Raw genomic sequence first — 26,373 nt, 5'->3', positions numbered from 1 at the left:
CCGTTTCTAGCGCTTCTCCCCGCCGTCCGGTTCTTCTTCGCCGGAGCCAAAGGCGTGAGCTACGGATTTCATGCTGCTTTCGTATCCGACCGTCTCATAATCGGTCACATCAATAATTTCAAACGCCGCTTCGCATTTCGGGCATTTCCGTTCCTCGATATGCACGGATGCGCCGCATTTGCTGCATTTTTTGGTAACGGACAAGTTAGCCATTTTTTGCACGTTTTGCTCGATTTCAAGCTTAAGCAGACGGACACGGTTCATGTACGGCTCCAGCATATCCTGCGGCGGAAGGCCAAGGCCCTTCTCTTCAAACTCAAACACCCGCTTCCCGATTTCCTGATACGCCTGATTGATGCTGCTTTGCTTTGAAATATTGATCATTTTCAATTTATTGATTTCAACGACGGTTTTAGCTTTACTGCCGGCTTCGGCCACTCCTGCCTTCACTTTATCCATAAAGCTCATGGTTGTGCATTTCCTCCCTGCGTGGATGATGTAGTGAGCTTATTTCCGTATCCATACAAAAAATCCCCTATAGGTAAACTTTACCGTGTTTTTGACACACCGTCTACCTAAAGGGGAATCTATTCATAAAATGCTTCTATTTAACTACACCGGCGAATTTAGTCCAAATAAACCGCTTTGCCCGTACGTGCGGATTCGTAAATGGCTTCCAAAATTTGCGATACGACGTACGCTTGCTCCGGTGTAACAACCGGTTCGGTATCCTCTTCAATCGCTTTCAGCCACAGCCGCATTTCCAGATCCGTATCTTTTTCCGTCACGCCGTCGTAGAATGCAACACCGCCGGCTTTCAAATCAACCTCCGTCGTATACAAGCGGCCATGTTCTTCGCCGTTAATACGCAGACCGTTGATCATATCGGCGCCGCCTTCCGTACCGCTCAGCGTACATTGCGCTTCGCGCACATCCAGCGTATTCAGCGCCCAGCTGCTCTCCAGCACGATCGTAGCGCCATTTTCCATTACAATCATGCCGAATGCAGAATCTTCAACCGTAAACTTAGCCGGGTCCCAAGGGCCCCATGCATTTGCTGCATTTTCTTTATGCGACAGTTTGTGGAACGCACTGCCAAGCACTACTTTTGGCTTGTAGTTGTCCATCATCCACAGCGTCAAATCAAGTGCGTGTGTGCCGATGTCAATAAGCGGGCCGCCGCCTTGTTTTTCTTCATCCAGGAATACGCCCCAAGTCGGCACGGCACGGCGACGGATAGCATGCGCTTTCGCATAATAAATGTCGCCAAGATTGCCGGCTTCGCAAATCTTTTTCAAATGCTGGCTGTCCGGGCGGAAACGGTTGTTGTAGCCGATCGTCAGCTTTTTGCCGGTGCGTTTCACCGCCTCAACCATCCGTTTTGCGTCTTCCGCCGTTTTGGCCATCGGCTTTTCGCACATCACATGTTTGCCTGCTTCAAGCGCAGCGATGGCAATCTCCGCATGGGAATCGTTAGGTGTACACACGTGCACGATTTCAATCGCCGGATCCTTCAGCAAATCGCGGTAATCGGTATAGGTTTCCGCGCCTTCCACGCCGTAAGCTTCAGCAGCGGCGCTTGCGCGTTCCGGGATAATATCGCAAAATGCAACCATTTGCGCATTTTTTTGTTTTTTTAAGCTGGGCATATGTTTGCCGTTCGCAATGCCGCCGCAGCCGATAATTCCGATTTTATGAGTTGCCATTCAAAAACCCTCCTAAATAGTTTGATCAATCCCATTGCATCTGCTCTTCCGCCGCATGCTTAAGCCGGTATTGATTAGGCGTTATGCCCAGCCTTTTGCGGAACACCAGATGCAAATAATTGCCGCTCGAGAACCCTTCGGACAAAGCTATTTCCTCGATGGAGTCCGTCGTTCGGGCCAGCCTGCTGCACACCGCCTCAAGCCGGATATCTTCCAGCAGCGTGGAAAACGTTTTGTCCGGATGCCGGTCCTTCAAGATGCGCTGCAGCTGACGGGAGCTGATGTTCAGCCGGTCCGCCAAATCTTCCAGCGTTAAAGTGCCGGCGTAGTTAGCCCTCATGAATTGCAGCGCCAGCTTGTAGCGGTATTGCTTCATATCCCGCGCCGGAAGCCCGGCTATGCTGGCGCCGTTATCCCCCGTATCGTAGGAAAGAACGGAACGCAGCAATATTTGCACAAGCGAATGCTTTATCGTTGTAAAGGAGCCTACCTTATTGTCCATGCATGCTTCATAAGCCTGCAAAAAGCACGGCATGGCGTGATTGACATCCATAACCGGATATTTGGGCAGCTGCTTGAGACGGTTGATACATTCATCCGCTTCCATCTTTTCCAGGCTGTCGGCGACGTTTAAATCCGTCTTAAGCGGGAGGATATCGACATGCAGACATAACTCATCCATCGCTTCGACCGAATCGGCCTCCTGCGCATGGACGACGCCCGGCCCCGTCAAATAAAACATCCCTTCGCGAAGCTTATACGTTTGTTCTTCGACGGTGACTTTGCCTTTGCCCCGCGGAATAAAATGAAACTCAAATTCATCATGCTTATGGGCGGTTATAATTTTTCCGGCATGAAAATGAACCAGATGAAACCGCAATACGCGAATCTCATAGCCGCCCCATGTGAACCTTAAATCAAGCCGTTCCAGCGCATCCGGCTTTTCCCGCATGGCGTCATACAAAAAGACGCTCATCTTATGCTTCCAGATCCTCCAGACGAATAAGCCGGCCTTCCGCTACGGATCGGTTCGAAGCTTCCATCAAGCGGGTCAAGGCAAGCGCCAGGCGGATATTCTCGTCTGCCGTCGTGCCCTGCTGGATATGGCCTACCCATTGGTCAAACGCCGACGGGCGTTTGGCAAGCAGCGCCACTTCCTGCCACCCTTCCTGATCCGCCTTGTTCGAACGAAGGAGCAGCTTCGCTTCCGGCGTGCCATACAGCAGCGTGCCTTCCGTACCGTGAATTTCAATTGTAAACGGCGAATGCGCGTTTACAAAGCCGGCTTCTGCAATGCCGATTGCTCCGCTGCTACCTTGCAGCACGGCTACCGCATTGTCTTCCACCTGTTTGCCGGTTACATAACCGTATTGCGCGGTTACGCTGGAAGAAGCTTCTCCCAGGAACAGATGGGTCAAATACATCGGGTGGCAGCCCAAATCAATAAGCGCGCCGCCTCTCGTTTGTTCCAGGGTATAGAAGTGCTCCGGCAGCCAGTTTGCCGTCGCGCCATGATGCGACAACCGGACACGCACAAGCGTAACTTGCCCCAGCACGCCTTCCTCCAGCAGCTTGCGGATGGCAACGGTATAATCATCATTCAAGCGCGGCAGCGAAACGGTCAGCTTGACAGCGCTGTCATGAACCGCCTGCATAATTTCGTTTGCTTCTTTTAAAGTAGGGGCCAATACTTTTTCCGTAAAAATATGCTTGCCTGCGCGTGCGGCAGCCGTTATGACATCACGGTGCATCGATGTTGGCGCATCTACGATTACCCCGTCAATATCTTCTCTTGCGAGCAGATCATCCAGACGGCTTATGTATTCGGCACCGATTTTAGCTGCAGCTTCCTTGCCCCGTTCCTCTATCTCATCCCATACGGCGACGATTTCCGTATCCGGATGTTGTTGTGCTTGCTTGGTATAATCCCATGCGTGAACATGCCAATAGCTGATTTTTCCAATACGCAGCATGAAGGTCTGCCTCCTTTTGTATACTATTATGACAGTACGCCATTAGAATACCATAGGATGGACGTTGCTTTTATACAAAAAACAGACATGTTAACTATAGAATTGCGACATTTAAAAAAAGAACCGTGGTTTACGGGGTTGCTGCCAAGCCCGTAAACCACGGTTTGATGAATTAAATCTCCACTTTTGTTTTCACCAGAGCGACCGATACGGCCATAAACAAGACGGCGAACACGAGATTCAGCAGCAAATCTCCGCCGATATGCGGGAAACTTCCCGGTTCGATAACAACCGTACTGGTATTAGTACGAAACGTTACGCCGCCGGTAAACGCGGTACTGCTGCTAAACAGCGCATCCGTTATATAAGAATTTAAATTAATGAGCGCAACAAACAGCGCGACGCCAATCAGCGTCCTTTGCTTCCAGCGGATACTGCAGGCCACAGTTATGCAAACGAATACTAGACTGTATGAAAATACGACTCCAACTACAAAGGCTGCTATTGCGCTAAAAATCTCTGAACCGCCGACACCCTCCAAATGGACGACACCGGTCAATCCAATCTGAATGATTCCGATAAGGGCAAGCACAACCAGATACAGCGTTCCAAGCAGAAGAGGGGCGGCAAACTCCGCGGCCGGATGCACGGGGAGCAGCCTCCGGTGAATGCGTGTCAAGCCGTAAGCATACGTCCGGCAAGCCGAAGCAAACAAAGCAAAAGCGACTGCCATATAAGCGATTCCGCCAAGCGTAATCCGTGTGTCCGAATCCCAATTACGCCACTCCCAAACGATCGGCAGCACGATTTGAATCGCAATCAGTATGCCCAAAGTGGACAAGACGCCGTCCATATTCCGTTTCCAGTCATATTTCAGCAGCTTAATCATTCTCCGTACACCTCCTTGTACAGGCCGTCGATGCTAAGCCCGCGGTTGACGCGGATCGACTCCACCTCTTCCTGCAAAATCATTTCGCCTTCCCGGATAAAAACAACCTCATCGAACACCCGCTCCATATCGCTGACCAGATGCGTGCAGACAACCAGTGTGCTGTCCTCGTCAAAAAACTGCACAATCGCGTCCAAAATTTTGCCGCGCGCTACCGGATCCACGCCGCCGATCGGCTCATCCAGCAAATACAGCCGGGCGCTCCGCGAAAGCACCAGCACAACTTCCAGCCTCTCCCGCATCCCTTTGGACAAAGCGGTAACCCGGTCATTCGGCTGCAGCTTCATAAACTCCAGCATGCTTTGCGCTTTCTCTTCCTTAAAATCCGGGTAAAAATCACGGTAATAACGAACCGCGTCCTTCACGCGCATCCAGGATTCCAGCACAGACTGGTCAGGCAGGAACGACACGAGCGATTTGGTCTGCAGGCCGGCGTCGATTCCGCCGATGCGCACTTTGCCTGATGTCGGAAAAGCAATGCCCGCCGCAAGCTTCAGCAGCGTCGTTTTGCCGCTGCCGTTGCTGCCGAGCAGCCCGATGATTTTCCCTTTATCCAGCCGCAGCGTTACGCGGTCAAGCGCCTTTTTGCGCCCGTATTTTTTTGTAACCTGCTCCAATTCCAAGATCGGCTCCATTACAAACCCTCCTTGTCATTCAATGGCCCGGGCTGAACCGCTCCCGCAACAATGGAGACAATATCCGCTCCGTGAAAGCCAAGCTCCTGCATGCCTTGCACGAACCGGCTCAGCAGCTCGCCGGCTTTTTCTTTTTTCAGCCCTGTAATTTTCGCTTGGTCGCCCGTCACATATCTGCCCATTCCGCGTTTCGACTCCACAATTTCCTCCCTCTCCAGCTCTTGAAGCGCCCGCTGAATCGTATTCGGGTTAATTTGCAGCTCTGCGGCCAGTTCCCGGACGGACGGGATTTTGTCGCCCGGCATTAATTGGCCGGAAATGATATCTTTCTTAATCAGATCCATAATTTGCATGTAAATGGGCAGATGATTGTCAAACTGATCAGCCATAAACGAAGTCAACTCCTTTGCCGGCTTCACGAACCGTCCGCATGCTCACGGACGGGAAGCGTATTGCCTTTCCGCTTAATCAGTCCTAGTGTTATAGTTAAATAGTACACTAATGTCAAAAGTGTGTAAATAGGCCGCTCCCCCATAAGAAAAAAGCTGCTGCCCCGCGGCGAAATGCCGGAAGCAGCAGCTTTTTGGGGATGTATGCGCCAAACGGTTAACGTGCCGGCACGGAAGCCTGGTCTTCTCTTTTGCCGGCGGCAGCCGGAGCCGCAGCTGTTAAAGCCGGATGCGGAATAATCCATTCCGCCTGATGCGTTTGGCCGTCATCTTTCAGCGGAATGTACAAGCCGCCGGCTTCATGGCTGACAGCCGCTCCATCGAGCAGTACCTGGGCGGAAGCGCCCCGCAGCGTAACTTTGACTTCGTAAACCGAGCGGCCATAACGGTACCGGAATGAATAATGCTCCCACCCGGCAGGAACCGCCGGATTCACCGTCAGCTTATCCTGCTCCCGACGGATGCCAAGCAGCCATTCAATGCCGGCTTGGTACATCCAGCCGGACGCCCCGGTGTACCAGGTCCAGCCGGCCCTTCCCTTATACGGCTCGCCCGTGTAGACATCTGCGGCCATAACGTACGGCTCGCCGGCGTATTTGCGGACATCGCCCGCACTGTGCGCGTGGTTGATCGGGTTCAGCAGCTGGAACAGCTCCGCCGCTTTATCCCCTTCGCCCAGCTCCGCCCAAGCGACAATACTCCAAATAACGCCATGTGTATATTGGGCGCCGTTCTCGCGGATGCCCGGCGGGTAGCCTTGAATATAACCCGGGCTTGGATCGGTTTTGTCAAATGCCGGCGTCAGGAGCCGCGCGACAGACAGCTCGCGGTCGACAAGCTCGCGGTCGAACGAACGCATCGCCTGGCGCGCCCGCTCAAGCGGCGCTGCTCCCGATATAACAGACCAGGACTGCGCAATGGCGTCCACCCGGCATTCCTCGTTGCGGTAAGAGCCAAGCCAAGCGCCCTCGTCCGTAACCGCCCGGCGGAACCATTCGCCGTCCCAGGCGCTCCGGTTCACCGCTTCCGCAATCGTATCGCGGCGCTCGCGGTACTCCTGCGCCCGCCCGGCATCGCCCTTAAGCTCGCACACCTCGCTGAACTTGCGCAGCACATCGCACAGGAACCAGCCGAGCCAGACGCTTTCGCCTCGCCCTTCGTCGCCGACAGAATTCATCCCGTCGTTCCAGTCCCCGATGCCCATCAGCGGCATGCCGTGCTCGCCGTAACGAGACGCTTTTTCAATGGCGCGAATGGCATGCTCGTATACGGTGCCGGTATGCGCTGACAACGTGGTCGCTTCGTACCGTTCATGTTCCTCCTCGGTCAGAACGGGGCTGGTCAAATACGGCACCCGCTCCTCAAGCACCGAGCTGTCGCCCGTATGCTTGATATACCTTGCCACGGCATAAGGCAGCCACAGCAGGTCGTCGGAATATTTGGTCCGGATGCCGCGCTCCGTTTCTTCATGCCACCAATGCTGCACATCGCCTTCTTCGTATTGATGCGACGCATGAAGGACAATTTGCTTGCGCGTCAATTCCGGCCGGGCATGGAGCAGCGACAGCGAATCCTGCAGCTGGTCCCGGAAGCCGTACGCGCCGCCAGCTTGGTAGAAGCCCGTCCGTGCCCAGATCCGGCAAGAGAGCGCCTGATACAGCAGCCAGCCGTTCAGCATCAAATCCAGCTCCTTGCTAGGCGTTGCCACTTGGATCTGGCCGAGCGTTTCATCCCAGAAGCTGCGCATCTCGGCAAGCGCCTGCTCGCAGCCGGCTATGCTCCCGTATTTGCGGACGAGCGCCAGCGCTTGTTCGCTGGAGCCGCTTGCCCCAAGCAAGACCGCAACCTTCCTCGTTTCGCCGGGAGCTACGTTTACCTTTAACCGGACCGCTCCGCAGCTGTCAGCGTATGCGCCGGTCGCGCCGGACAGCTCATCCGCCTCCATGCCGGAGGGCCGGGCGATCGAGCTGCCGCGGCCGATAAACTCGTGCCGGTTCGCCGTATAAGACAGGCGGGGCTGCGGCTCATCGGCCAGCACATGCAGGAATGCAGTGCCGTCCCGGAACGTCTCCTGGTAGCTGTTGCGCGCCAGCAGCGTGCCGGTCTCTTCATCCCACTCCGATACGATATACGGCGCGTTGCCTTGACGCCGGACGCCAAGCACCCAATTGGTGTAATAAGCGACGGACAGTTCCCGCTCCTCATCCGTTTCGTTGTGCAGCTCAAGAAGCACGAATTTGACCGGCTCATCCTTGTCGACATAGACGGTCATCTGCTGGGCGAACCCGTTCGTCCGCCGGTTAAACCTCGTATAGCCAAAGCCATGCGACACCTCATAGGCTTCGTCTCCCAGATCGGGCGCCGGAGCCCCGGACCAGATCCGGCCGTTCGTTTCGTCACGGATATAGCAAATTTCGCCCGGCGTATCCAGCACCGGATCATTGGACCATGGCGTCAGCTTAAACTCGCGGCTGTTGCGCCACCAGGTATAGCCGGTGCCAAGCTCGGTGACCAGCGTGCCAAACGTCGGATTCGCGATCACATTGCTCCAAGGCGCGGTCAAATATTTGCCGCCATGCATCGCGATCCGGTATTCCCGACCGTCTTCGGCGAAACCTCCCCAGCCGTTGTATATAAGCAGCGAATCCGGCTTGAACGAAGCCGGCAGCTCTGCAGCGGTTCGTTTCTTCTCCGGAAGCAGCCGGAAGGACGGCGGCAGCCCTTCGATTGTAGGCAGCGCCGAATCCGCTTTATTGTCCGCTGCGGCGGGCGTATCCTGCCGCTGCGTGCGGCCGCCTGCGGCTTCGCCTTCATCAGCTGCAGCGCCCGCAGCTGATGCTGCTTCAACTGCGGCCGGCTCCGCGCCGGCTGCCGCATCCGCCGGTTTCCGGCGCCCGCCTGCGCCAAGCTGGGCGCGGAGGCTTGGACCGTCGGCGCGCAGCGATACGCGGCAGACCGCCGTCAGCAAATGGCGCTGTTCCTCCGTCATACTGTCCGCATTCACAAAAAACACAGCTCCGGGGCCGGTTGAGCCGTCCCCGGTCTGCTCGGATGCTTTGCGGATCGCATCCTGCAAATGATGGTAATACCCTGCCGCTTCTTCAATCATAAACAACAGATCGAAGCGGATGCCTTTGCGCCGCAAATAAGCATGGCCGGTCAGCACTTTAGTGGCAAAAGCGAGCTGCGACTGGTCGGCGATATAGACGGCGGCAATCGGCAGATCGCCCGAAATGCCAAGCGGCCATAAACCGGATTGGCCGGACTTGTTGGCGGCGATGCTGGCCGCGCGCTCGTTTTTCAGCGGCGACTGGTACAGCAGCCGTCCCGCCAGCGCGTGAAAATCCGACGCTTCCAGCGCAGTCAAGTGCTGATGCCGCAAATCGATGCGGCTGTGCGTCCAGGCAAGCTGGAACGCATGCTCGGCTTGGCGCTCTCCGCACACGCCCGCCGTAATGGCAAGCGCCTCCTCGCGGCTTGCCGCGATACCCGCCACAGCGTACAGCTGGACGGACTCGCCGGGGGCGACCGACAATCGGCGGCGCATTACAAACGACGGGTCCAGCACCGCGCCAACCGTGCCGGACAACTTGCATTCCAGGCTTGCCGGGCTGGCCAGCGTATGGCCCCGCCCGATAAAGCCTGCCCGGTCGGTTTCATATTCCGGCGGGCCAAGCGACTCGCAGCCGACCGACATCGAATAAGCTGCCCAGATGGGCGGCTCCTTCGACGTACGCGGCCGGCGGACAGCCAGCAAGCTTTCTGAAGCGGCGTCATATTCCGTCTTCACAAACAATTTGCTGAAGGCCGGATGGGCTTCATCCGCAGCTGGCGGAGCAAGCGCAAGCTCCATATAACCCGTCACTTCAATAATTCGGGTTTCCGATCCGGTATTCGTCAGCGTCAGCCGGCGAAGTTCGGCTTTATGTTCCGGCGGCACGCATATTTCCAGCATCGTTTCCATTTGCCCGTCCAGCCGTTCGAAGCTTGCTTTATCCAGTGCAAAACGGACCTTCTGGCGGTCGGCCGGCGTGCGGCACGGCTCATACGATGGCGACCATACTTTGCCGGCCGCCACATCGCGGATATAGAAGCAGGAACCGGGCGCTTCCGCAACCGGGTCTTCATGCCAGCGGGACAATGCAATGCCGCCGCTGCTTGTGTATCCGCCCCCGACATCCGAGATGACGCTGGTGAACGAGCCGTTCGACAATACGCATACTTCCGGCTGCGGAGCAGGCTTGTCAAACTCCCGTAGCGGAATACGCGAGCCGCCCGCTGCTTTGTCCGCTTCGCGGGCAGGGATCGGCTTGTAGCCGTTTTTAATGATTGCCGGCTTCTCAGGAACTCTTTCCTGCAGCAGCAGCTCCGCTGCCTGCACCCGTTTATCCGCATGGAAGCGGTCAATCATCGTAAACGGAAGCAGCACATTGCCGAGCGTCAGCAGGCTCATGCCGAGATGATGCGCCATAAAGCTGCTGATGATCACGCATTTTTCCCCGGCAGGGAGCCGGCCATCGGTAAAGTCAATCGCTTCGTAATAGCCGTATTTTCCTTTCGCGCCCAGCTTCTCCATTTGATTGAGCGATTGAATCGACTGCCTTGCATCGACGGCGAGCGCCATAACGGCCGCATAAGGAGCCAGCACCAGATCGTTCTCCAGCCCGCGCTGGAAGCCTAAACCCGGCACGCCAAACGCCCGGTATTGATAGTTCATCTGATAGTCAAACGCGTAATAGCCGGATTCCGATATGCCAAACGGAACACCGCGCTGCTGCGCGTATTGAATTTGGCGGTTTACGACGCCGCGGTACGTGCTGCTCCAGACCGTCTTGCGGTACGTGCGCATAAGCAGCGCCGGCATTAGGAATTCAAACATTGTGCCGGACCAGGAAAGCAGCGTGTTGAACCGCCCCGATTTGGTCATCGTGCGTCCAAGCTTAAACCAGTGGGAAGCCGGAACTTGCCCGAATGCAATCGCTAGGAAGCTGGCCTGCCTTGCTTCCGAGGCAAGCAAATCGTACAAAATCGTTTCCCTCCGGTCGAGCGCCGCGTGATAACCAAGCGTAAACAAGCCGGCCGCTTCGTCGTACAGCGGACGGAAATCTGTCGCCTGGATAACCGCCTCCAGCCGCGCGGCAATGGCTTCGGCCCGCGCGGCCAGCCGTTTGCCGCTTTCCGTCTCCGCATCGCTGTCACGGCGCGCCCATTCCACAATGCCGTGCCGAACAGCAACCAGGTAGGCGACAAAATTGCCGGAGTCCACCGTAGATACATACAGCGGCGGCAGCGGGCGCAGCGTCTGTGTGTCGTACCAGTTGTACAGATGACCCGACCATTTGTCCATTTGCTCAATGGTTGAAAGCGTCCGTTCGATCCTGTCCAGCATGCCTTCCGTCTCAATAAATCCAAAATCTCTGGCCGTAACGGTACAGGCCATCATCAAGCCGATGTTGGTCGGCGATGTCCGGTGTGCAACGCCGACGGCCGGATCGATCTGGACGTTATCAGGCGGCAGCCAGTGTTCTCCCTCCACTGCGAAATCTTCATAATATGCCCAGATTTGCGCCGCAAGCTGCTTTAAATGGAGCTGCTCGTCATGGGACAGCTCACTTCCGTATTCAGCCGCAGGCGATCCGTCCAGCCAGGAAGCAAACGCGGGAGCAAGCAGCCACAACACTGCGGCGGCAAGCCCTGCCGCCAGCGCTATCCCGCTGCCGTACAAGCCGGCAATGATGCTGAACAGCACGGTTGCGGCAAGCCCTTGCCAATAAAAAAGAAGGGAATGCCGGTTGGTCCGCCCGTTCCGTTCCACTTCGGCAGAGCTGGTCCACTCCAGCAGCTTTTTTTTGGTAAGGCTGATCCGGTATAACGTTCTTAATGCCGCATCTGCCATAAGAAACGCTTGGTAAGGGAGCATCACAAGCGATATTAGAGACTGACCAAGCGCCGTCAGCAGCGTGCCGGGCTTGCGCATGACCCGTCTTATATCAAACAGTGTGCGAATGAACGGCATTGCCAGCGTAGCAAGGCCAATTGCAAATAACACTATTCCCGCTCCGCCGCCGATAAATGTTCCGGCAGCAAGCAACGCGAAGATGCCGATCGGCATCAGGCTCCGCCGCAGATTGTCGACAATCTGGTAACGCGTCAAACCGCCGAGATCCACCTTTTGCCGGTTGCCGTCGCGGTCCTCCATCCGGGAGCGGAGCCATAACACCAGCTGCCAGTCGCCGCGCGCCCAACGATGCATCCGCTGCTGGTACGATTGAAACGTTGCAGGGTGGCCGTCGACAACCTCGATATCCGTCAACAAGCCGCCGCGCAGAAATCCGCCCTCCAGCAGGTCATGGCTGAGCACGCGATTTTCCGGAATACGTCTGCTGAGCACCTGCCGGAACGCATTAATATCAAAGATCCCTTTGCCTGTAAAGATGCCTTGCCCAAACGCATCCTGATACGGATCAGACATCGCAAACGCATACGGGTCAATGCCCGGCCGCCCCGACCATAAGCGGGCAAGCCGCGAACGCGATACCGCCTGATAGCTGACGCCAACCCGCGGCTGCAGCACGCCGTAGCCTTCCGCAACACGCGTGCCCGTTTCATTAAGCCGCGCCCGGTTGTAGGGCAAATGCATCGTCGCGATCATCCGCTGCGCCGCGCCAACCGGCAGCTCCGTATCAGCGTCCAGCGTAATGACATAACGGAACCGGTTCAGCGACGAGCAGTCGCCTGCAGTGCAGTCGTAGCTCGTATTTTCGCCGCCGCGCAGCAGCTCCACAAATTCAACGAGCTTGCCGCGCTTGCGCTCCCAGCCGATCCAGGCTCCTTCCGACTCATTCCAGACGCGCTTGCGCTGGAATAACAGGAACGGGCCGGTTCCGGCTTCCGCATTACCGTATATCCGGTTCAGCTCATGAATCCGATTGACTGCCGTCTGCCTGATTTCCTCGTCGGAATCAGCAACTTCAGAAGCCGCATCGGCAAAATCGCCCAATATCGCAAACGAAATATTCGGATCTTTGTTCGCCAAATAATGAAGCTCAAGCCGGTCCGCTGTGTCCAGCACATCCTCTGCCTTGGACCAGATGACCGGAATGACGGTAATGGTTGCGGCATCCGCATCAATTCCGCGGGCGTAGTCATAGCGCAGCAGCGGATTGGATTCAAACAATCGGCAAATCGATTCATGCATGACCGTAACCGCCCAATCGCTTACCGGCAAAGCCAGCGTCACAATCGCCGCGCACCACGCAATTACGCCCATCGGCCCTTGATGGGCTGCAGCCGCCGCCCACGCGCCGGCAGCAAGCAATACAGCAAATAACGCAACCGTCCAGTTCAAATAAGCGGTAATGCCCGGGAGCAGCTTCACTTCTCCGCGCAGCCTGCCAGGCACGCTGCATTCCCGCAGCGATGCTTTCAGGTTTACGATGCCTGCCGGATCAAGCAAATAATACGCTGCATAAGCTTGCCTAGGCGGCAAACCGCCTTCGCCTTGTTGTTCACCCGCTTCGTATGCAAGCTGGCCGTCTCTTGCAAGCTTCACCGCCTGCTCGGCAATCATCGCCTCCGGCACGCCATACCGGGCCGCCAGCCGTTCAACACGGCCGCGCAATGTCTGGCGGCTTCGTTCGTCCATGGCGGAATAAGTCGCCGCCTGCTCTTCGCGCAGCGTCCGCTCGACGATGCTCATTTGTTCGAACGGAGCCGTCCAGTTCGAACGAGTCAGCATTCGAAGTGTCTGCACGAGCTGCCCCGCCGTCACTTCAAAGGAGGCTTGCAGCTGATGCTCGTACAGCACCAGCTTGTTTAAGCTTTCCGCGCCATTGTCGAGGCGGCACAACAGCCACTCCCGCACCTCGCCCGCTTCGTCAGCCCATTCGTTCAGCTGGCTCGCCAGATGAACGATAACGGCAGCGGGCAGCGGCATCTGTTCGCCGGCTTGTTCCAGCGCTTCGGTTATTGCTGCGGCGTCGGGGCTTTTTTTCCCTTCGGCAAAAGGGGCCAGCAGCGCTTCCACCTTCAGGCAAGCCTGCCTCCGCTCCCGCACCTCGCCCATTAAGAGCGACAGCCTGCGGATAGCGGCAATTTTCAGCATAAAAGGCATCGCCCAAATTTCGGCAATGGTAAGTGTCGACACATCCTGATAGGCGTTTATGTAGCGGGTGAAGCTGTCCATATCGAACGCGCCGTCGGTTTTGCGGATATACTCATGGCAAATGTCCAAAGCGCGCAAATCGCCGTCCGGCTTTAACCGGATTAACCGGCGGGCGAATTTTTGCGAGAAGCCGTCTTCAACGGCGAATGCTTCGCTCTCAATAAAATCGGCATGATCGGTAAGCCATTGCTCTGCCGGCTGAAAAGCGGAAGAATCGGCTTGTTTTAATTCCGCTGCAAATGCGCCTAATGCAGACATATCTTGGCGGAATTCCCGCTTAACCCTGTCGCTTGCTTTCATGGAAGCACGTGCAGGAAGATGTATAAGAGCCAGCTCGCGGGCTTGCTGTTCTAGTTGCTCAACGGTTGGAATCATAGGTCCCCTAATAGAAAAAGTGTCCGCTTTGATGGAAAGCGATACCACATAATAAACAGAAAAACAGAATCCCTAACTAAATGTTCCCAACTTCTAGCCGATTTATGATTTATTCCGACGATTTAAGGGGAATTTAGTTGAAAATGGATTGGAAGGAAGCCTGCAAGCGGGGGACCAAATCCTGTAAAAAAGCGGCAAACTGCGCGGGTGAAGACGCAAAGGACTTTACAAATCTTTTATAAAATATTGATGTTCACCAAACATTCCTCCCCATGATAAAGAAGATTTCAATTACGAATACAACTGGTATTCATCTTGTACTTCATTTCAAGGGGAGATATTACGATGATGAAAAAATCAATTTTGGCCGGAACCGCTTTATTCCTTACGATCGCACCATTCGCTGCAGGAGCGGCTAACGCCGCATCCCCGGCGCCCGCTCCGGCGGCGCACGCCATTGCAAAGTCGGTAAAGCAGGGCAGCTTCGTCAGCGCTTCGGTTGAACGCAAAGCCGACGGCAAGCTGGTTATCCACTGGCATACTGATGCGGATCTCGGCGCAGCCAAAGTGTACTGGAGCACAAACCCGGACGGCGGCTGGAAAGAGCTTGTCCGCACGTACACCAATTACGGCGGTTATGTAACGGAAGACCCGAACCCGGGCAGCCGCGTATACTTTAAAGTAAAAGGCGGCAACGGCGCGGAAATTAAAACAGCGGAGCGCAAACTTCCGTTAAAAGGCACGACCAACTTCCGCGATCTGGGCGGCTATCAAACGTCGGACGGCCGCACCGTCAAGTGGGGCAAGCTGTTCCGCGCGGACGAGCTGGCCGGACTGACTCCGGACGATATTGCTTATTTGCAAAAAAGCGGCCTGAAAACTGATGTGGACTACCGGACCGACGCTGAAATCGCAGCTAAACCGGACCCGGCGATACCGGGCGTCACTTATGTGAAAGATCAAGTATTCCAGGACACCGGCAGCGGCACGGACATTATGGCTGTTCTTGCGGCAGGCCAATTCGACCAGTTGGGTAAACCGGGAGCAATGCTTGTCGATGCCAACCGTCAAATGGTTGACCATCCGGATGCGTACGTTAAACTGTTTGACTTGATGCTTGATCCAAACACATCCGCGCTTGTCCAGCACTGTACGGCAGGCAAAGACCGGACAGGCCTCGGATCCGCTTTGATGCTGCTTGCGCTTGGCGTTCCAAAACAGACGGTTGTCGATGACTTCCTGCTTACGAACACTTACCGTGCGGACTATAACAAAGCGGCGGTTGATGTCATGGTGAAGCAGTTTAACGTAACCGATCCGACAGCTGTCGACGTCATTCAGGCGATGATGGACGTCCGTCCGGAATATATTTATGCCGCATTTGATGAAATGCAAAAAAATTACGGCTCGATCGCCGGTTTCCTGGAAAAAGGGCTGGGGCTTACGAAAGCCGAACAGGCAAAACTTCAGCAAATGTATTTGGAATAGGAAAAAAAGCTGCTCCGGCGCCGCTGATAGCGTCCGGAGCAGTTTTTTTTGGGGGCCGGCGCGCCAGCAACTTAAACCTTGACTGGCCTTTCCAATCAATGTTACTTTTTTAAAAAGCAATTTTAATAGAGGTTATAGAAAAAACGAGGCTGAAAGGAGGAGATCGTTTGATTAAAGCGATCATCTTTGATTTTGACGGCACGATCTTGGATACAGAGTCCGCATGGTATGAGGCTTTGCGCGCGGAATATGAAGCGCATGGGGCCGAGCTGACGCTGGAAACATTCTCCAAATGTATTGGAACCAGCCTGGATGCCTTTAACCCGTATGAATATATCAACACATTAATCCAGGAGCCGGTTGATCCCGTCCGCTTTAAGCAAGCAGTAAGAGAACGCCACCGCCTGATTATGAAGCAGGTTGTGATCCGTCCGGGTATTGAATCGTTCCTTCAGTCGGCAAAAGAAGCCGGCCTTCGCATCGGTCTTGCTTCCAGCTCGGAACGCAGCTGGATTGACCGCTACCTGAAGCCTCTGGGGATCGAAGACTACTTCGAATGTATCCGCACATCCGACCATGTCGCCAAAGTAAAACCGGACCCTGAGCTGTACGTGCAGGCGCTGGAATGCCTTGGCGTAGAGCCGCATGAAGCAATCGCCATTGAAGATTCGGCGAACGGCTCATTGGCTGCGATCGCCGCAGGCATGCATTGCCTTGTTGTGCCGAATCCGGCCACCCGCTTCTCCAGCTTTCATCCGTCCTGCCTGATGGCGGAATGCTTGTCCGATGTTGATTTTGCAGCTGTTGTCGCCGATCCGGCTTCGTTAGCCGCTGCCAAACGGTAACAGCCGGTTAATTCCGGCGCGCAGCCGGAAACGACCGCGATGATGCCGGCCGGCCGCAAGCCTTGGCCAGTACCGTAATGTTAAGAAGCCGCTCAGCCGGGTTTTGTTCCGGCTGAGCGGCTTCATTGGTTTAGGATTCGTCCTGCTTGTCCATCCGGCTCCGCTTTGAAGCAGCCGAACGGGTCGCTTTTTCCCGCTTCAGCCATAACACGGACATCGGCGGCAAATTCAGCTCCACGCTGAACTTGCGGTTATGCCAAGGCTTGCGCTCCGCCGTCAGCCGCTCTTCGCCCACCGTTGTGCCGCTTCCGCCAAACGAAGAATCGTCGCTGTTCAACAGAACGCGGTAAGTGCCGCCGGACGGGACGCCAATCCGGTACGCCTGGCGGGAAACCGGCGCAAAATTGCAAATGACGACCAGCTGCTCGTCCCTCGCTTTTCCTTTTCGGATGTAGCTGATAATGTTTTGCAAGTGGTCCTGGTGGTCGATCCATTCATAACCTTCCCAGTCATGATCCCGCTGCCAAAGCGCCTTCTCCTGCAGATACAGCTGATTGGCCGTCCGTGCATACTGCTGCATTTTCTGATGCATATCGAACTGCAGCACCACCCAGTCCAGCTGCTCCTCGTCCTTCCACTCGTCGTATTGGCCGAACTCGCCGCCCATAAACAGCAGTTTTTTGCCTGGGAAACTCAGCATGTAGCCAAGCAGCAGCCGTAAACCTGCGAACTTCTGCTCATACGTGCCGGGCGTTTTGTTCAGCAGCGATTTTTTGCCGTGCACAACTTCATCATGCGACAGCGGCAGCGTGTAATTTTCGCTAAACGCGTATGCAACAGGGAACGTCAGCAGCGCCTGGCAGGAGGCGCGGAACAACGGGTCCAGCCCGACATATTTCAACGTATCGTTCATCCAGCCCATATTCCATTTATAATTAAATCCAAGGCCGCCTGTATGCGCCGGAAGTGTGACGCCCGGCCATGCGCTTGATTCCTCGGCCATCATAAGCGCATGCGGATAACGGGCGAATACGGCGGCGTTCAGCTCTTGCATAAAAGCAATGGCATCCAGATCCTCTTGCCCGCCGCGCTCATTCGGGCGCCATTCCTTTTTGTCAAAGCTGCGCAGCAGCATGCTTGTCACTGCATCTACGCGCAGGCCGTCCATATGGTACTTGTCCATCCAGAACAAAGCGCTTGATATAAGAAACGCGCGCACCTCCGGCTTGCTGTAATCAAAGCCAAGCGTGCCCCAGCCCGGCTTCTCCGCGATCAGCGGGTCTTCATGCTCAAACAGCGGCTGCCCGTCAAACTGGCGGAGGCCAAATGCGTCTTTGGCAAAATGTGCCGGAACCCAGTCAAGCAGCACGCCAATCCCGGCCTGGTGGCATTTATCAATCAGTAACATCAGGTCATGCGGTTTGCCGAACCGGCTTGTAGCGGCAAAATAACCGGTCGCCTGGTATCCCAGGAGCGGTCGTACGGATGCTCGGTGACGGGCATCAGCTCGATATGGGTATACCCCATATGCTGCACATACGGCACAAGCTCGTCCGCCAGCTCCCGGTAGCTGTAATAACTTCCGTCCGGATGCCTGCGCCAGCTGCCGAGATGCACTTCATAAATATTGATGGGCTGCCCGTAAGGCGGCTTGCGCCGTTTTAACCATTGCTTATCGCCCCACCTGTACCCGTCAATCGAATGGACGACGGATGCCGTCTTGGGCTTCAGCTCGGCGTGCAGCGCGTAAGGGTCGGCTTTGAGCAGCCGTTCTCCGGTGTGCGAAATGATTTCATATTTATACACCGTTCCTTCCGGCAGCTCCGGTACAAACAGCGACCATACGCCGCCGGGCGTAATCCGCTCGAGCGGCAAACCTGCGCCTTCTTGCCAACCGTTATAGTCGGACACCAATCCGACATAACGCGCACGGGGCGCCCAAACGCTGAACCGTACTCCTTTTACGCCGCCTTCTTCCGACAACCGGGCGCCGAGCCTTTCATAGCTGTCGTAAAGTTTTCCTTCGTGAAATTTGTTCCACTCTTCCTTCTCCAGCGTCAGCGTCAGCATTTGAATCACCCCTATCGTTATTCAGCGTGCCCTGCTCTCTCTATCCGCTTATGCTCTTATTCGATTTGAACAGCACAAATTCCTGTTATTCCAACACGATTCCGATCCCTTTTTGCCTGGCCAGCTTAACATAATAAGAAGCTATAGCGATGTCGAATACAGCCATGCCCATCGGCGCAAACATGACCGTGTCGTGAACTGCCAATCCGGATAGCGCATCGCCCGATACAACTTGTGCAATCGTCCGCGTTTGGCTTTCGCACAACTTGCCAGCATTCGCCATCAGTTCAATATCGGTGTCCTCCCGGTTTACTTCCTGCCAGTCGTCTACAATAATCCGGTTCACCGCCTCCAGCGACTGCGGCAAATAATCCCGCAGCGATACATGGAGCAGCAGACTGCCGGGCTTGGGCTTGCGGTTAATATACCGCTGGTCGGATACCGTGCAAGTGAAGACGATATCCGCTTCATTGAAAGCTTCCTCCCAGTTTGCGCATATTACCGTTTTGCTGCGCAGCGTCTCCGGAACAGATGACAGATCAATGCCGCGGATGTCAAACAAGCGCATTTCACGGATGTCTCCCCCAGCAGCGCATCGCACATTTGCAAATGATGGCGGCCAATCGGCCCCCAGCCGATAACGGCGGCCGACAGCCCGCTTGCCGGACGCTCTTTCCGGTAATAGCGGAGAAGCAGCCCGCTCACGGCAGCCGTCCGGATAATGCTCGGCAGCGCCGAATGGATCATCGCGTGCGGGCGGCCGGTATCCGGCTCGTTCAGCACTGTAATGCTATGCGCCCGGGGCAGTCCGACGGACAAGTTGCCCGGAAAGCTGGCGATCCATTTCAGCCCGGCCGCCTGAATCTCTCCCCGGCAAACGCCGGCATGGCGATAATCCGGTTTACCGGATCGCGATAACGCAAATACGGCTTGATCGGCTGCGCGTAATCGCGGCGATGGAGCAGCAGCGCCGCCTGTTCGGCAACATCGACAGCCTCTCCCCAATGAATGCCCAGCTGCCGCATATGCTCGTCATTCAAATACAGCATCGGCTTGTTCCCCCTAACGTTTATGACGCTTAACCGCCCGTGCAGACGGCAGCTTCCAGCGGATCAGTATAACGGGATGCCGCCAAACTGCTCCTTCACCCAAACATCGGAATATACCGTATCTAAATAACGGTCGCCCCTGTCGTGCATAATGATGCCAACAGCCGCATGCGCAGGCAAAATCGGCTCCAGCCGCCGGACAGCCGCGACAACTCCGCCTGTGGACGGGCCGGCCATGACCCCTTCCGTCCGCAGCAGCAAGCGGCAGCCGGCGACCATTTCCTCATCGGATATATGTTCCACCCTCTCCAGCAGTTCCGCTTGTGCAAACGGCATGGCTATGCCTGCTCCCAAGCCGGGAAAACGGCGTTTGCCTTTGACGCCGCCAAAAATAACACTGCCTTCCGCATCAACGGCAACGAGCCTGGTCGCAAGCCCTTGCCCGCGCACCCATTCGGCGCAGCCTTTGATCGTTCCGCATGTGCTGACGCCAGCAAACAAATAATCGAGCGGGCCGGTCTGCTCCAGCAGCTCCCGCATGGTCTCCTTATGCGCCAAATAGTTGTGGTCATTGCCGTATTGGTTCGGCCAATATGCGCCTTCAATGCTCTCGGTCAGCTGCTTCACCCTTGCAAGCCGCGCCGGCAAAAATTCGCCCGTAGCCGGGTCCGGCGCCGTTACAGGTTCGATCCGCGCCCCATACGCCTCCAGAATGCGGATGTTCTGCTGCGATGTTTTAGGGTCAACGACGCAAATAAACGTCATGCCTAGCGCAGCGCATATCCAGGCGAGGCTGATCGCCAGGTTGCCGGAGCTGGATTCAACGATGACAGAACCCGGTCCGATCAGCCCCCTCTTCCAAGCATCGCGAATCATGCCCGCTGCCGGACGGTCTTTGGCGCTGCCGCTTGGGTTCATCCATTCCAGCTTGCCGTATACATGCAGCTTGCCGGACGGAAACAGCCGGTCCAGCGGCACGGCCGGCGTCCGGCCAACGGCATGGAAAATACCCGGTTCATTCGCCGCCATCGGCAATCACATCGTTTTCCGGCATGCCGTAATGCATTTTTTTGCTTTTTACCGGTATCGCGCCGCCGGCAGCCGATAGCTGCGGCTTCGACAACGAAACGTCGATACCGTCCAGCAGCCCCCCGCGAATCATGCTGCCGATTTCCGGAATTTGATGCTCTATTGCTTCCCGGATGAGCCCAAGCCGCTCATCCGTTATGGAATCGCTCGCAATTTGAACGCTTAGCTTCCGGCCATAAGCCGCAACCTTGACTTGCGCCTGATCCGCAAACCGGTATACCGCGTCTTCAATATCGTAAACGCTTATTTTCTCCCCGTGCTTCAGTTCCTTGCCGATCCGTTTGACAATTCCCGCAAAGGAGGGGACGCGTTCGCCGTCGATCTCGATTTCGGCAAAATCTCTCACAACGTCATACGTTACAAACCGCAGCGCAGGAAAATGGTCTCGCAGCCTGGAAGTGAGCACCAACACCGCTTCTCCGCCGGGCAGCGGCTCAAATCCTTCACCCAGCGCTTCGGCCGGCACCGTTTCCGCTGTTATGCCGTCTGCGAACAAATACCGGCCCGTTACGGAATCATAATAAGCAATGGTTCCGATTTCAATCGATCCGTACGTATCGACAATATCATCCTCTCCGATGCCAAACCGCTCCGCCGCGCGGCGCCGCCACTGCGGGGAAGCAACCTCTCCGACCAGCAAAATGCGCCTCACCCCAAAAGCCGACGGATCATCGGAAGCGGCAATGATACGGTCCAAAATCGAAGGCATCGTATACAACAAATCCGGCTTCATCTGCAGCAGTTTAAGCACATGTTTTTCGACCGGCTCTTCGAACGGAATCGCATCCGCTTCCCAGCCCAGCCGGCGAAATACATCCAATGCCGTACTCGCCGCATGTCCGGTGCCCATATCCGCAAGCGCGCGCTTAATGCCCGCTCCAGCCGTCAAGCGGTCATACAGCTTCGCCTTCACTTCCAAATAATGCCTTTCGTCCTGTTTCGAATACGCGATTGCTTTCCGTCCTCCCGAGCTTGTGCCCGATGTCCGGTATACAGCAAATGCGCCGCCCATAGACGCAGTATAGTAATGCCGTTCCAGCAACTGCCCGTTGATCAGCGGCAATTCGTCCAAACGGACTTCCGCCCTCTCGCCGCCATTAGGCAACAGCGCTTTATACCAAGGGAAAGCGGCGCAGGTCTGCTCTACCAGTTCCCGTAATTGCTGCGGTAACATCCTATTCTCACTCCTTCCGGAACGCTCGAAGCGTCCGGTATATTAACGCCGCTGTAACGACGGTCCTCCCCCATTTGCTCGCGGTAATTACAAATATGCGCCGTTCGTGTTTTTGTTCGCCCATTTATAAGACGAGTCGGGGCATATCACGATCATTTGTCATATTGGTGTAGCAGCATCAGAGTGAGAAGGAGGAGAAGCATGAAGCGTTCGATCGACAAATGGTATAAGACGAAAAAACTGCTGCTTGACCGCAATCTCCGCTCGTACATCCCGAATACGAAACGGATGAACAAAAAAACGCTGCATTCGATGCTGAAGCAATATGGCATGGTATATGTCAAGCCAAATACGGGGTCGCAAGGAAGAGGAGTAATCCGGGTAGACCGGGTGAACGGCCGCAAAGGAACATCCTGGAAATACCAGTCCGGCTCTTCGGTTCACCGTTTTTCTTCTTATCGCAATGCGTACCGGTCGCTCCATAAAGCTGCGGACGGCAAACCGTATTTGATCCAAAAAGGAATCCGCATGCTCCGTTACCGCAGCCGCCCGTTTGATTTTCGCATTGTAGTGCAAAAGAAACCCCGCTCGCCGTGGAAAGTAACCGGCATGGCGGCGCGGCTCGCCCATCCGGCCAAAATCGTCACGAATGGCAGCCAAGGCGGAACGATCTATTCCGTTTCCGGCCTTTTGTCCAAAAAGCTGAAGCCCCGCAGCGTGCGCCGTCTAACCCGGCAAATGGAGCAAATGGGGCTGCAAACCGCCGCCCGGCTTCACCGCACCTTTCCGAAGCTGTGGGAGATCGGGCTTGACGTTGCCGTCGACACGAGCCTCCATCCTTGGATATTGGAAGTCAACTCCAAGCCGGACCCTTGCCCGTTCGCGCAGCTGAATGATCCGTCTATGCTGCGTGAAATGATCCGTTACGGCAAAGCTAACGGCAGGACATATAAGCTGCACTGCAAAAAATCGCATAAAGGCGGGTTCTGAACAGCCTGCCGCTTCAGCACGGCCCGTTGCGCCGCCAAAGGCGGGACATAATCTGGATTGGCTGCGCGGCTCCTTATTGAAACATACAAAAAAAAACGAGCCTGTCCGCTTACCGGCAGGCTCGTTTCTATTTCGTACAGCTTTTAGCGGTTATCTACTTTTTCCGGATACATATCATGGTTCATCAGCCGGTGCTCGGCCATTTGCTCGTATTTGGTGCCGGGTTTGCCCCAGTTGCAATACGGGTCGATCGAAATGCCGCCTCTTGGCGTAAATTTGCCCCACACCTCGATGTAGCGCGGCTCCATCAGCTTGATCAAATCGTTCATAATGATGTTCATGCAATCCTCATGGAAATCGCCATGATTCCGGAAGCTGAACAAATACAGCTTAAGCGACTTGCTTTCCACCATTTTAATATCCGGAATATAGGAAATATAAATGGTCGCAAAGTCAGGTTGTCCGGTAATCGGGCATAAGCTCGTAAATTCAGGACAATTAAACTTAACGAAATAATCGCGGTACGGATGCTTGTTGTCGAACGACTCCAGTACTTCCGGCGCATATTGCGACGGATATTGGGTTCCTTGGTTGCCCAGCAGGCTGATGCCTTCCAGGTCCTCCTGATTTCTTCCTGCCATTGATTCCAATGCTCCTCTCGCCGTTACGGCGTTTATCGTTTTATGGTTATGGCGTTTCTATACTATACGCCCCGTTTATTGCCCCACAGCCACATATGCAGCTGCGGCAGCACGCGCACATGGCGCAGCTTGTCCGACGCCATCGTGCGTTCTACCAGCTGCTCATATTGCGCCATTGATTTGCGCAGCAGCTTGGCATGATCCGTTTCCGTCAAATCATCGTTGCCGGTCTGCACATAAAAAGGAACGCCGGGGTACCGTTCATGAACGGACACCGCGTATTCGAAATCTTCATCGTTAAAAACAACAACCTTCAGGCTGAACGAACGGTCCGCGCCTGACAGGCGGCTGACGATCTCGTCCAGCTTGCCCCAGTCCGTCTTCATGCCGGAGCTCGGCGGCTTCGGCGACAGCGTCACCTCGTCAATGTCGAGCAGCCAATCCTGCCAGCGACTTCCTTGCGTTTCCACCGCAACCGTCATGCCGGCTTCATGCAGCTCCCGCACCAGCTCGCCAAGCGCTGCAAGGAGCAGCGGGTTGCCGCCAGACAGCGTCACATGCGAAAAGCGGCTGCCGCCAACCCGCCTCAGCTCAGCCATAATGTCGGCTGCGCTCATCATGGCAATTTCGTCTTTGCCGGTACCGTCCCATGTAAAAGCGGAATCGCACCAGGCACACGAGTAATCGCAGCCCGCCGTGCGGACAAACATCGTTTTTTGACCGATCACCATGCCTTCTCCCTGCACGGTCGGCCCGAAAATTTCCATGACCGGAATCCGTTTAACTGCGTGATTGATCGCCTGATTGTGTATCATGGTCTCATTCATGCGCGTCCCGCCTTCGGACGGTACACGACGTAGCTCGTAGGCGTCTCCCGCAAAAAGATTTGCAGGCACTCGGCGCCGTTCCCTTTGTTGTCCAAATATTGTTGAACGAGCTCAGCCATGATGCGCGCCACGTTTTCCGTTGTGGGATAGCTTTCGGCGGAGCGTTCATGGAACAAATCCGTGTGCTCGTTTAACGACGTATGGTCAAACCGGTCATGAATCAGCTTCTTAATTTCAGAGAAATTAACGAGAAAACCGGTTTCATCCAGCTGGTCGCCGCCGACCGTCACATTGGCGAAATACGTATGTCCATGCAGCCGCGCGCATTTGCCCGCCGCTTCATCCGGAATATAATGCGCCGCTGCAAATTGAAAGTCTTTATTTAATTCATACCGGTAATGATGCGGTACGCAGGGGTAAATTTGCTGGATCATACTCCGCTCCCTCCGGCTTTGGCAGCGAGGTACTGCTCAAGCCCCCGCCGGCGCAGCTCGCAGGCCGGGCATTCGCCGCAGCCGTCCGCTTGGACGCCGTTGTAGCACGTTAATGTTTTTTCCCGTACATAATCAAGTGCGCCAAGCTCGTCCGCCAGCGCCCACGTTTCCGCTTTATTCAGCCACATCAGCGGCGTCTCGACGACAAACGGATAGTCCATCGCCAAATTCAGCGTGACATTCAAGGATTTAATAAACACATCCCGGCAGTCAGGGTAGCCGCTAAAGTCGGTTTCGCATACGCCCGTCACCAAATGGCGCGCGCCATGCTGCTTCGCCAGCACCGCCGCGAACGTTAAAAACAGCATATTGCGGCCGTCCACGAATGTCGTAGGCAGCCCGTTATCGCCCTGCTCGATCGCCATATCGGAACGTGTCAGCGCATTAGGGGCAAGCTGGCCGAGCAGCGACATGTCCAGCACATGGTGCTTGATACCAAGCTCGGCGGCAATGGATGCCGCGCATTCCAGCTCCAGCTTATGGCGTTGGCCGTAATTGAAGGTGACGGCCTCCACCTCTTGAAACCGCTGCTTCGCCCAAAACAAGCAGGTCGTGCTGTCTTGTCCGCCGCTAAATACAACAAATGCTTTCGATTGCTTTTCGCTCATATTCGATTCTCCTCCTTGTCATACCGGCTGAAACGCCGGTAAAGCACAACGAGACGAACGTGAATCAACCTCTGAAAGACCGATAAAAAACAAAAAAATGGGATCGCAAACAAAGCGATTCCATTCATCACTTGTAGTTTTTTATAGAGGGAGTTCGCGAACCTCTCCCGGGACAAGCTGCGGCCCGGATTTGTTATGCAGTTTTGCTTCCATTGTACTATATCATAGCGGACAGCGGTTGTTAAGCCGCCGATGGATGGAAGCCGGACGGCTTGCCGCATACGATGAACCGCTCCCGGCAGCAGCCAGGCAAATGCCCGCCCTGTTATGCGCCCTCCCGCCCTGGCCGCGCAGCTGCTGATGCAGCGCTGCGCCCGCTTGTTGAACGGCTCCAGGCACAGCAAAAGCCGCCTTGCGGCGGCTTCGCTCTATTATTTGCGTTTTTTGCTCGTTTTAGCTTTGGAAGCTTTCGCAGATTTCGAAGCTACCTTCGAAATTTTACCCCAGCTTTTGCCGCTTTTCGAGCTTTTATGATCTTTATGGCTCTTGTGGCTTTTATCGCTTTTGTGTCCGCAGGAGCAATGATCATGCTCTTTGTCTTTGTGTTTGCAGCCGCAATCGTCATGCACAAATTCATCGCGAACCTCACATTTATGAATATGGCGGTATACCGGTACGCAATGGTGACGGTTCACAATTTCAACAGGATGGATAACTTCAACGATTTGCGGGTGGAAAATATCACGGTACACTTTTTCGGGCGGATCTACAACCGTAACATCTGGACAATGATGACAATCCTTCAAGCGAAGCATCTCCTTTCCTTGTAGTCTTCTACAATATACGG

At 55.3% G+C, this 26,373-nt stretch carries 21 protein-coding genes, 1 pseudogene and 1 riboswitch; of the genes and pseudogenes, 4 read left to right on the top strand and 18 right to left on the bottom strand.

Going from position 1 to position 26,373, the window contains the following annotated elements:
- Positions 1–6: 6 nt before the first annotated feature.
- From ET464_RS01365 to ET464_RS01330, 8 genes are all read right to left on the bottom strand, one after another.
- Positions 7–468 carry a zinc ribbon domain-containing protein gene (locus ET464_RS01365; protein ID WP_129437594.1) on the bottom strand — a complete coding sequence of 154 codons (462 nt, stop codon included), beginning with the start codon at positions 466–468 and terminating at the stop codon, positions 7–9.
- Between the two features lie 158 nt (positions 469–626).
- On the bottom strand, positions 627–1,706 hold the full coding sequence (locus ET464_RS01360; protein ID WP_129437592.1) for a Gfo/Idh/MocA family protein: 1,080 nt from the start codon (positions 1,704–1,706) through the stop codon (positions 627–629).
- A gap of 25 nt (positions 1,707–1,731) precedes the next feature.
- Complete coding sequence (locus ET464_RS01355; RefSeq protein WP_129437590.1) at positions 1,732–2,682, bottom strand: AraC family transcriptional regulator; 951 nt, start codon at positions 2,680–2,682, stop codon at positions 1,732–1,734.
- Position 2,683: 1 nt separating this feature from the next.
- Entirely contained in the window at positions 2,684–3,679 is a 996-nt protein-coding gene (locus ET464_RS01350) for a Gfo/Idh/MocA family protein (protein WP_129437588.1), read from the bottom strand.
- A gap of 172 nt (positions 3,680–3,851) precedes the next feature.
- On the bottom strand, positions 3,852–4,568 hold the full coding sequence (locus tag ET464_RS01345) for a hypothetical protein (protein WP_129437586.1): 717 nt from the start codon (positions 4,566–4,568) through the stop codon (positions 3,852–3,854).
- The gene (locus ET464_RS01340) at positions 4,565–5,263 is read right to left on the bottom strand and encodes an ABC transporter ATP-binding protein (RefSeq protein WP_129437584.1); all 699 of its coding nucleotides are present in this window, start codon (positions 5,261–5,263) and stop codon (positions 4,565–4,567) included. The genes ET464_RS01345 and ET464_RS01340 overlap by 4 nt, the downstream gene beginning before the upstream one ends.
- A complete protein-coding gene (locus ET464_RS01335) occupies positions 5,263–5,652 on the bottom strand; it encodes a GntR family transcriptional regulator (RefSeq protein WP_129437582.1) in 390 nt (129 codons plus the stop codon). The genes ET464_RS01340 and ET464_RS01335 overlap by 1 nt, the downstream gene beginning before the upstream one ends.
- A gap of 217 nt (positions 5,653–5,869) precedes the next feature.
- Entirely contained in the window at positions 5,870–14,251 is an 8,382-nt protein-coding gene (locus tag ET464_RS01330) for a glycoside hydrolase family 94 protein (RefSeq protein ID WP_129437580.1), read from the bottom strand.
- Between the two features lie 345 nt (positions 14,252–14,596).
- Here ET464_RS01330 and ET464_RS01325 point away from each other — a divergent pair, with 345 nt between their 5' ends.
- Complete coding sequence (locus tag ET464_RS01325) at positions 14,597–15,739, top strand: tyrosine-protein phosphatase (protein ID WP_129437578.1); 1,143 nt, start codon at positions 14,597–14,599, stop codon at positions 15,737–15,739.
- 167 nt (positions 15,740–15,906) lie between these two features.
- On the top strand, positions 15,907–16,584 hold the full coding sequence (locus ET464_RS01320) for an HAD family hydrolase (protein ID WP_129437576.1): 678 nt from the start codon (positions 15,907–15,909) through the stop codon (positions 16,582–16,584).
- Positions 16,585–16,714: 130 nt separating this feature from the next.
- Here ET464_RS01320 and glgB read toward each other — a convergent pair.
- The 6 genes and pseudogenes from glgB to ET464_RS01300 form a co-directional block, all read right to left on the bottom strand.
- Positions 16,715–18,654, bottom strand: a pseudogene (gene glgB / locus ET464_RS01315) (1,4-alpha-glucan branching protein GlgB).
- Positions 18,655–18,739: 85 nt separating this feature from the next.
- The gene (locus ET464_RS01310) at positions 18,740–19,222 is read right to left on the bottom strand and encodes a hypothetical protein (RefSeq protein WP_279630114.1); all 483 of its coding nucleotides are present in this window, start codon (positions 19,220–19,222) and stop codon (positions 18,740–18,742) included.
- On the bottom strand, positions 19,153–19,473 hold the full coding sequence (locus ET464_RS20500) for a Rossmann-fold NAD(P)-binding domain-containing protein (protein WP_279630113.1): 321 nt from the start codon (positions 19,471–19,473) through the stop codon (positions 19,153–19,155). The genes ET464_RS01310 and ET464_RS20500 overlap by 70 nt, the downstream gene beginning before the upstream one ends.
- A 26-nt stretch (positions 19,474–19,499) precedes the next feature.
- Positions 19,500–19,703 carry a hypothetical protein gene (locus tag ET464_RS20095; RefSeq protein WP_244226619.1) on the bottom strand — a complete coding sequence of 68 codons (204 nt, stop codon included), beginning with the start codon at positions 19,701–19,703 and terminating at the stop codon, positions 19,500–19,502.
- Between the two features lie 63 nt (positions 19,704–19,766).
- A complete protein-coding gene (sbnA, locus tag ET464_RS01305; protein ID WP_129437574.1) occupies positions 19,767–20,732 on the bottom strand; it encodes a 2,3-diaminopropionate biosynthesis protein SbnA in 966 nt (321 codons plus the stop codon).
- A complete protein-coding gene (locus ET464_RS01300; RefSeq protein ID WP_129437572.1) occupies positions 20,719–21,966 on the bottom strand; it encodes a phenylacetate--CoA ligase family protein in 1,248 nt (415 codons plus the stop codon). Before ET464_RS01300 ends, sbnA begins: the two co-directional genes overlap by 14 nt.
- Before the next feature lie 201 nt (positions 21,967–22,167).
- On the opposite strand from ET464_RS01300, the gene ET464_RS01295 reads away from it, so the two are divergent.
- Positions 22,168–22,956, top strand: a complete 789-nt coding sequence (locus ET464_RS01295) for a YheC/YheD family protein (protein WP_129437570.1) — start codon at positions 22,168–22,170, stop codon at positions 22,954–22,956.
- Between the two features lie 143 nt (positions 22,957–23,099).
- Here the strand turns inward: ET464_RS01295 and queF are convergent, their stop codons facing one another.
- The 4 genes from queF to queC all read right to left on the bottom strand — a co-directional run bounded on the left by queF (position 23,100) and on the right by queC (position 25,526).
- Positions 23,100–23,597, bottom strand: a complete 498-nt coding sequence (gene queF / locus ET464_RS01290) for a preQ(1) synthase (protein WP_129437569.1) — start codon at positions 23,595–23,597, stop codon at positions 23,100–23,102.
- 62 nt (positions 23,598–23,659) lie between these two features.
- Complete coding sequence (queE, locus tag ET464_RS01285) at positions 23,660–24,424, bottom strand: 7-carboxy-7-deazaguanine synthase QueE (RefSeq protein ID WP_244226618.1); 765 nt, start codon at positions 24,422–24,424, stop codon at positions 23,660–23,662.
- Complete coding sequence (gene queD, locus ET464_RS01280; RefSeq protein ID WP_129437567.1) at positions 24,421–24,858, bottom strand: 6-carboxytetrahydropterin synthase QueD; 438 nt, start codon at positions 24,856–24,858, stop codon at positions 24,421–24,423. The genes queE and queD overlap by 4 nt, the downstream gene beginning before the upstream one ends.
- Complete coding sequence (gene queC / locus ET464_RS01275; protein ID WP_129437565.1) at positions 24,855–25,526, bottom strand: 7-cyano-7-deazaguanine synthase QueC; 672 nt, start codon at positions 25,524–25,526, stop codon at positions 24,855–24,857. The genes queD and queC overlap by 4 nt, the downstream gene beginning before the upstream one ends.
- A 127-nt stretch (positions 25,527–25,653) precedes the next feature.
- Positions 25,654–25,697, bottom strand: a riboswitch (PreQ1 riboswitch).
- A gap of 101 nt (positions 25,698–25,798) precedes the next feature.
- On the opposite strand from queC, the gene ET464_RS19950 reads away from it, so the two are divergent.
- Positions 25,799–26,356, top strand: coding sequence for a hypothetical protein (locus ET464_RS19950; protein WP_208543877.1), 558 nt, complete (start codon positions 25,799–25,801; stop codon positions 26,354–26,356).
- Positions 26,357–26,373: the final 17 nt, after the last annotated feature.

The organism is Paenibacillus protaetiae (assembly GCF_004135365.1).
Classification (GTDB): domain Bacteria; phylum Bacillota; class Bacilli; order Paenibacillales; family Paenibacillaceae; genus Paenibacillus_AP; species Paenibacillus_AP protaetiae.
This window is presented reverse-complemented; position numbering and strand designations above follow the sequence as displayed.

What these genes read in the sequence shown, in the direction of transcription:
- queE (WP_244226618.1), bottom strand. Translation starts at nt 24,424, where the DNA reads ATGAATGAGACCATGATACACAATCAGGCGATCAATCACGCAGTTAAA.
- ET464_RS01350 (WP_129437588.1), bottom strand. Translation starts at nt 3,679, where the DNA reads ATGCTGCGTATTGGAAAAATCAGCTATTGGCATGTTCACGCATGGGAT.
- ET464_RS01295 (WP_129437570.1), top strand. Translation starts at nt 22,168, where the DNA reads ATGAAGCGTTCGATCGACAAATGGTATAAGACGAAAAAACTGCTGCTT.
- ET464_RS01330 (WP_129437580.1), bottom strand. Translation starts at nt 14,251, where the DNA reads ATGATTCCAACCGTTGAGCAACTAGAACAGCAAGCCCGCGAGCTGGCT.
- ET464_RS01345 (WP_129437586.1), bottom strand. Translation starts at nt 4,568, where the DNA reads ATGATTAAGCTGCTGAAATATGACTGGAAACGGAATATGGACGGCGTC.
- ET464_RS20095 (WP_244226619.1), bottom strand. Translation starts at nt 19,703, where the DNA reads ATGCTGTATTTGAATGACGAGCATATGCGGCAGCTGGGCATTCATTGG.
- ET464_RS01360 (WP_129437592.1), bottom strand. Translation starts at nt 1,706, where the DNA reads ATGGCAACTCATAAAATCGGAATTATCGGCTGCGGCGGCATTGCGAAC.
- ET464_RS01325 (WP_129437578.1), top strand. Translation starts at nt 14,597, where the DNA reads ATGATGAAAAAATCAATTTTGGCCGGAACCGCTTTATTCCTTACGATC.
- queF (WP_129437569.1), bottom strand. Translation starts at nt 23,597, where the DNA reads ATGGCAGGAAGAAATCAGGAGGACCTGGAAGGCATCAGCCTGCTGGGC.
- ET464_RS01355 (WP_129437590.1), bottom strand. Translation starts at nt 2,682, where the DNA reads ATGAGCGTCTTTTTGTATGACGCCATGCGGGAAAAGCCGGATGCGCTG.
- ET464_RS01365 (WP_129437594.1), bottom strand. Translation starts at nt 468, where the DNA reads ATGAGCTTTATGGATAAAGTGAAGGCAGGAGTGGCCGAAGCCGGCAGT.
- queD (WP_129437567.1), bottom strand. Translation starts at nt 24,858, where the DNA reads ATGATCCAGCAAATTTACCCCTGCGTACCGCATCATTACCGGTATGAA.
- queC (WP_129437565.1), bottom strand. Translation starts at nt 25,526, where the DNA reads ATGAGCGAAAAGCAATCGAAAGCATTTGTTGTATTTAGCGGCGGACAA.
- ET464_RS01310 (WP_279630114.1), bottom strand. Translation starts at nt 19,222, where the DNA reads ATGCGCTTGTTTGACATCCGCGGCATTGATCTGTCATCTGTTCCGGAG.
- ET464_RS01340 (WP_129437584.1), bottom strand. Translation starts at nt 5,263, where the DNA reads ATGGAGCCGATCTTGGAATTGGAGCAGGTTACAAAAAAATACGGGCGC.
- ET464_RS01300 (WP_129437572.1), bottom strand. Translation starts at nt 21,966, where the DNA reads ATGTTACCGCAGCAATTACGGGAACTGGTAGAGCAGACCTGCGCCGCT.
- ET464_RS01335 (WP_129437582.1), bottom strand. Translation starts at nt 5,652, where the DNA reads ATGGCTGATCAGTTTGACAATCATCTGCCCATTTACATGCAAATTATG.
- sbnA (WP_129437574.1), bottom strand. Translation starts at nt 20,732, where the DNA reads ATGGCGGCGAATGAACCGGGTATTTTCCATGCCGTTGGCCGGACGCCG.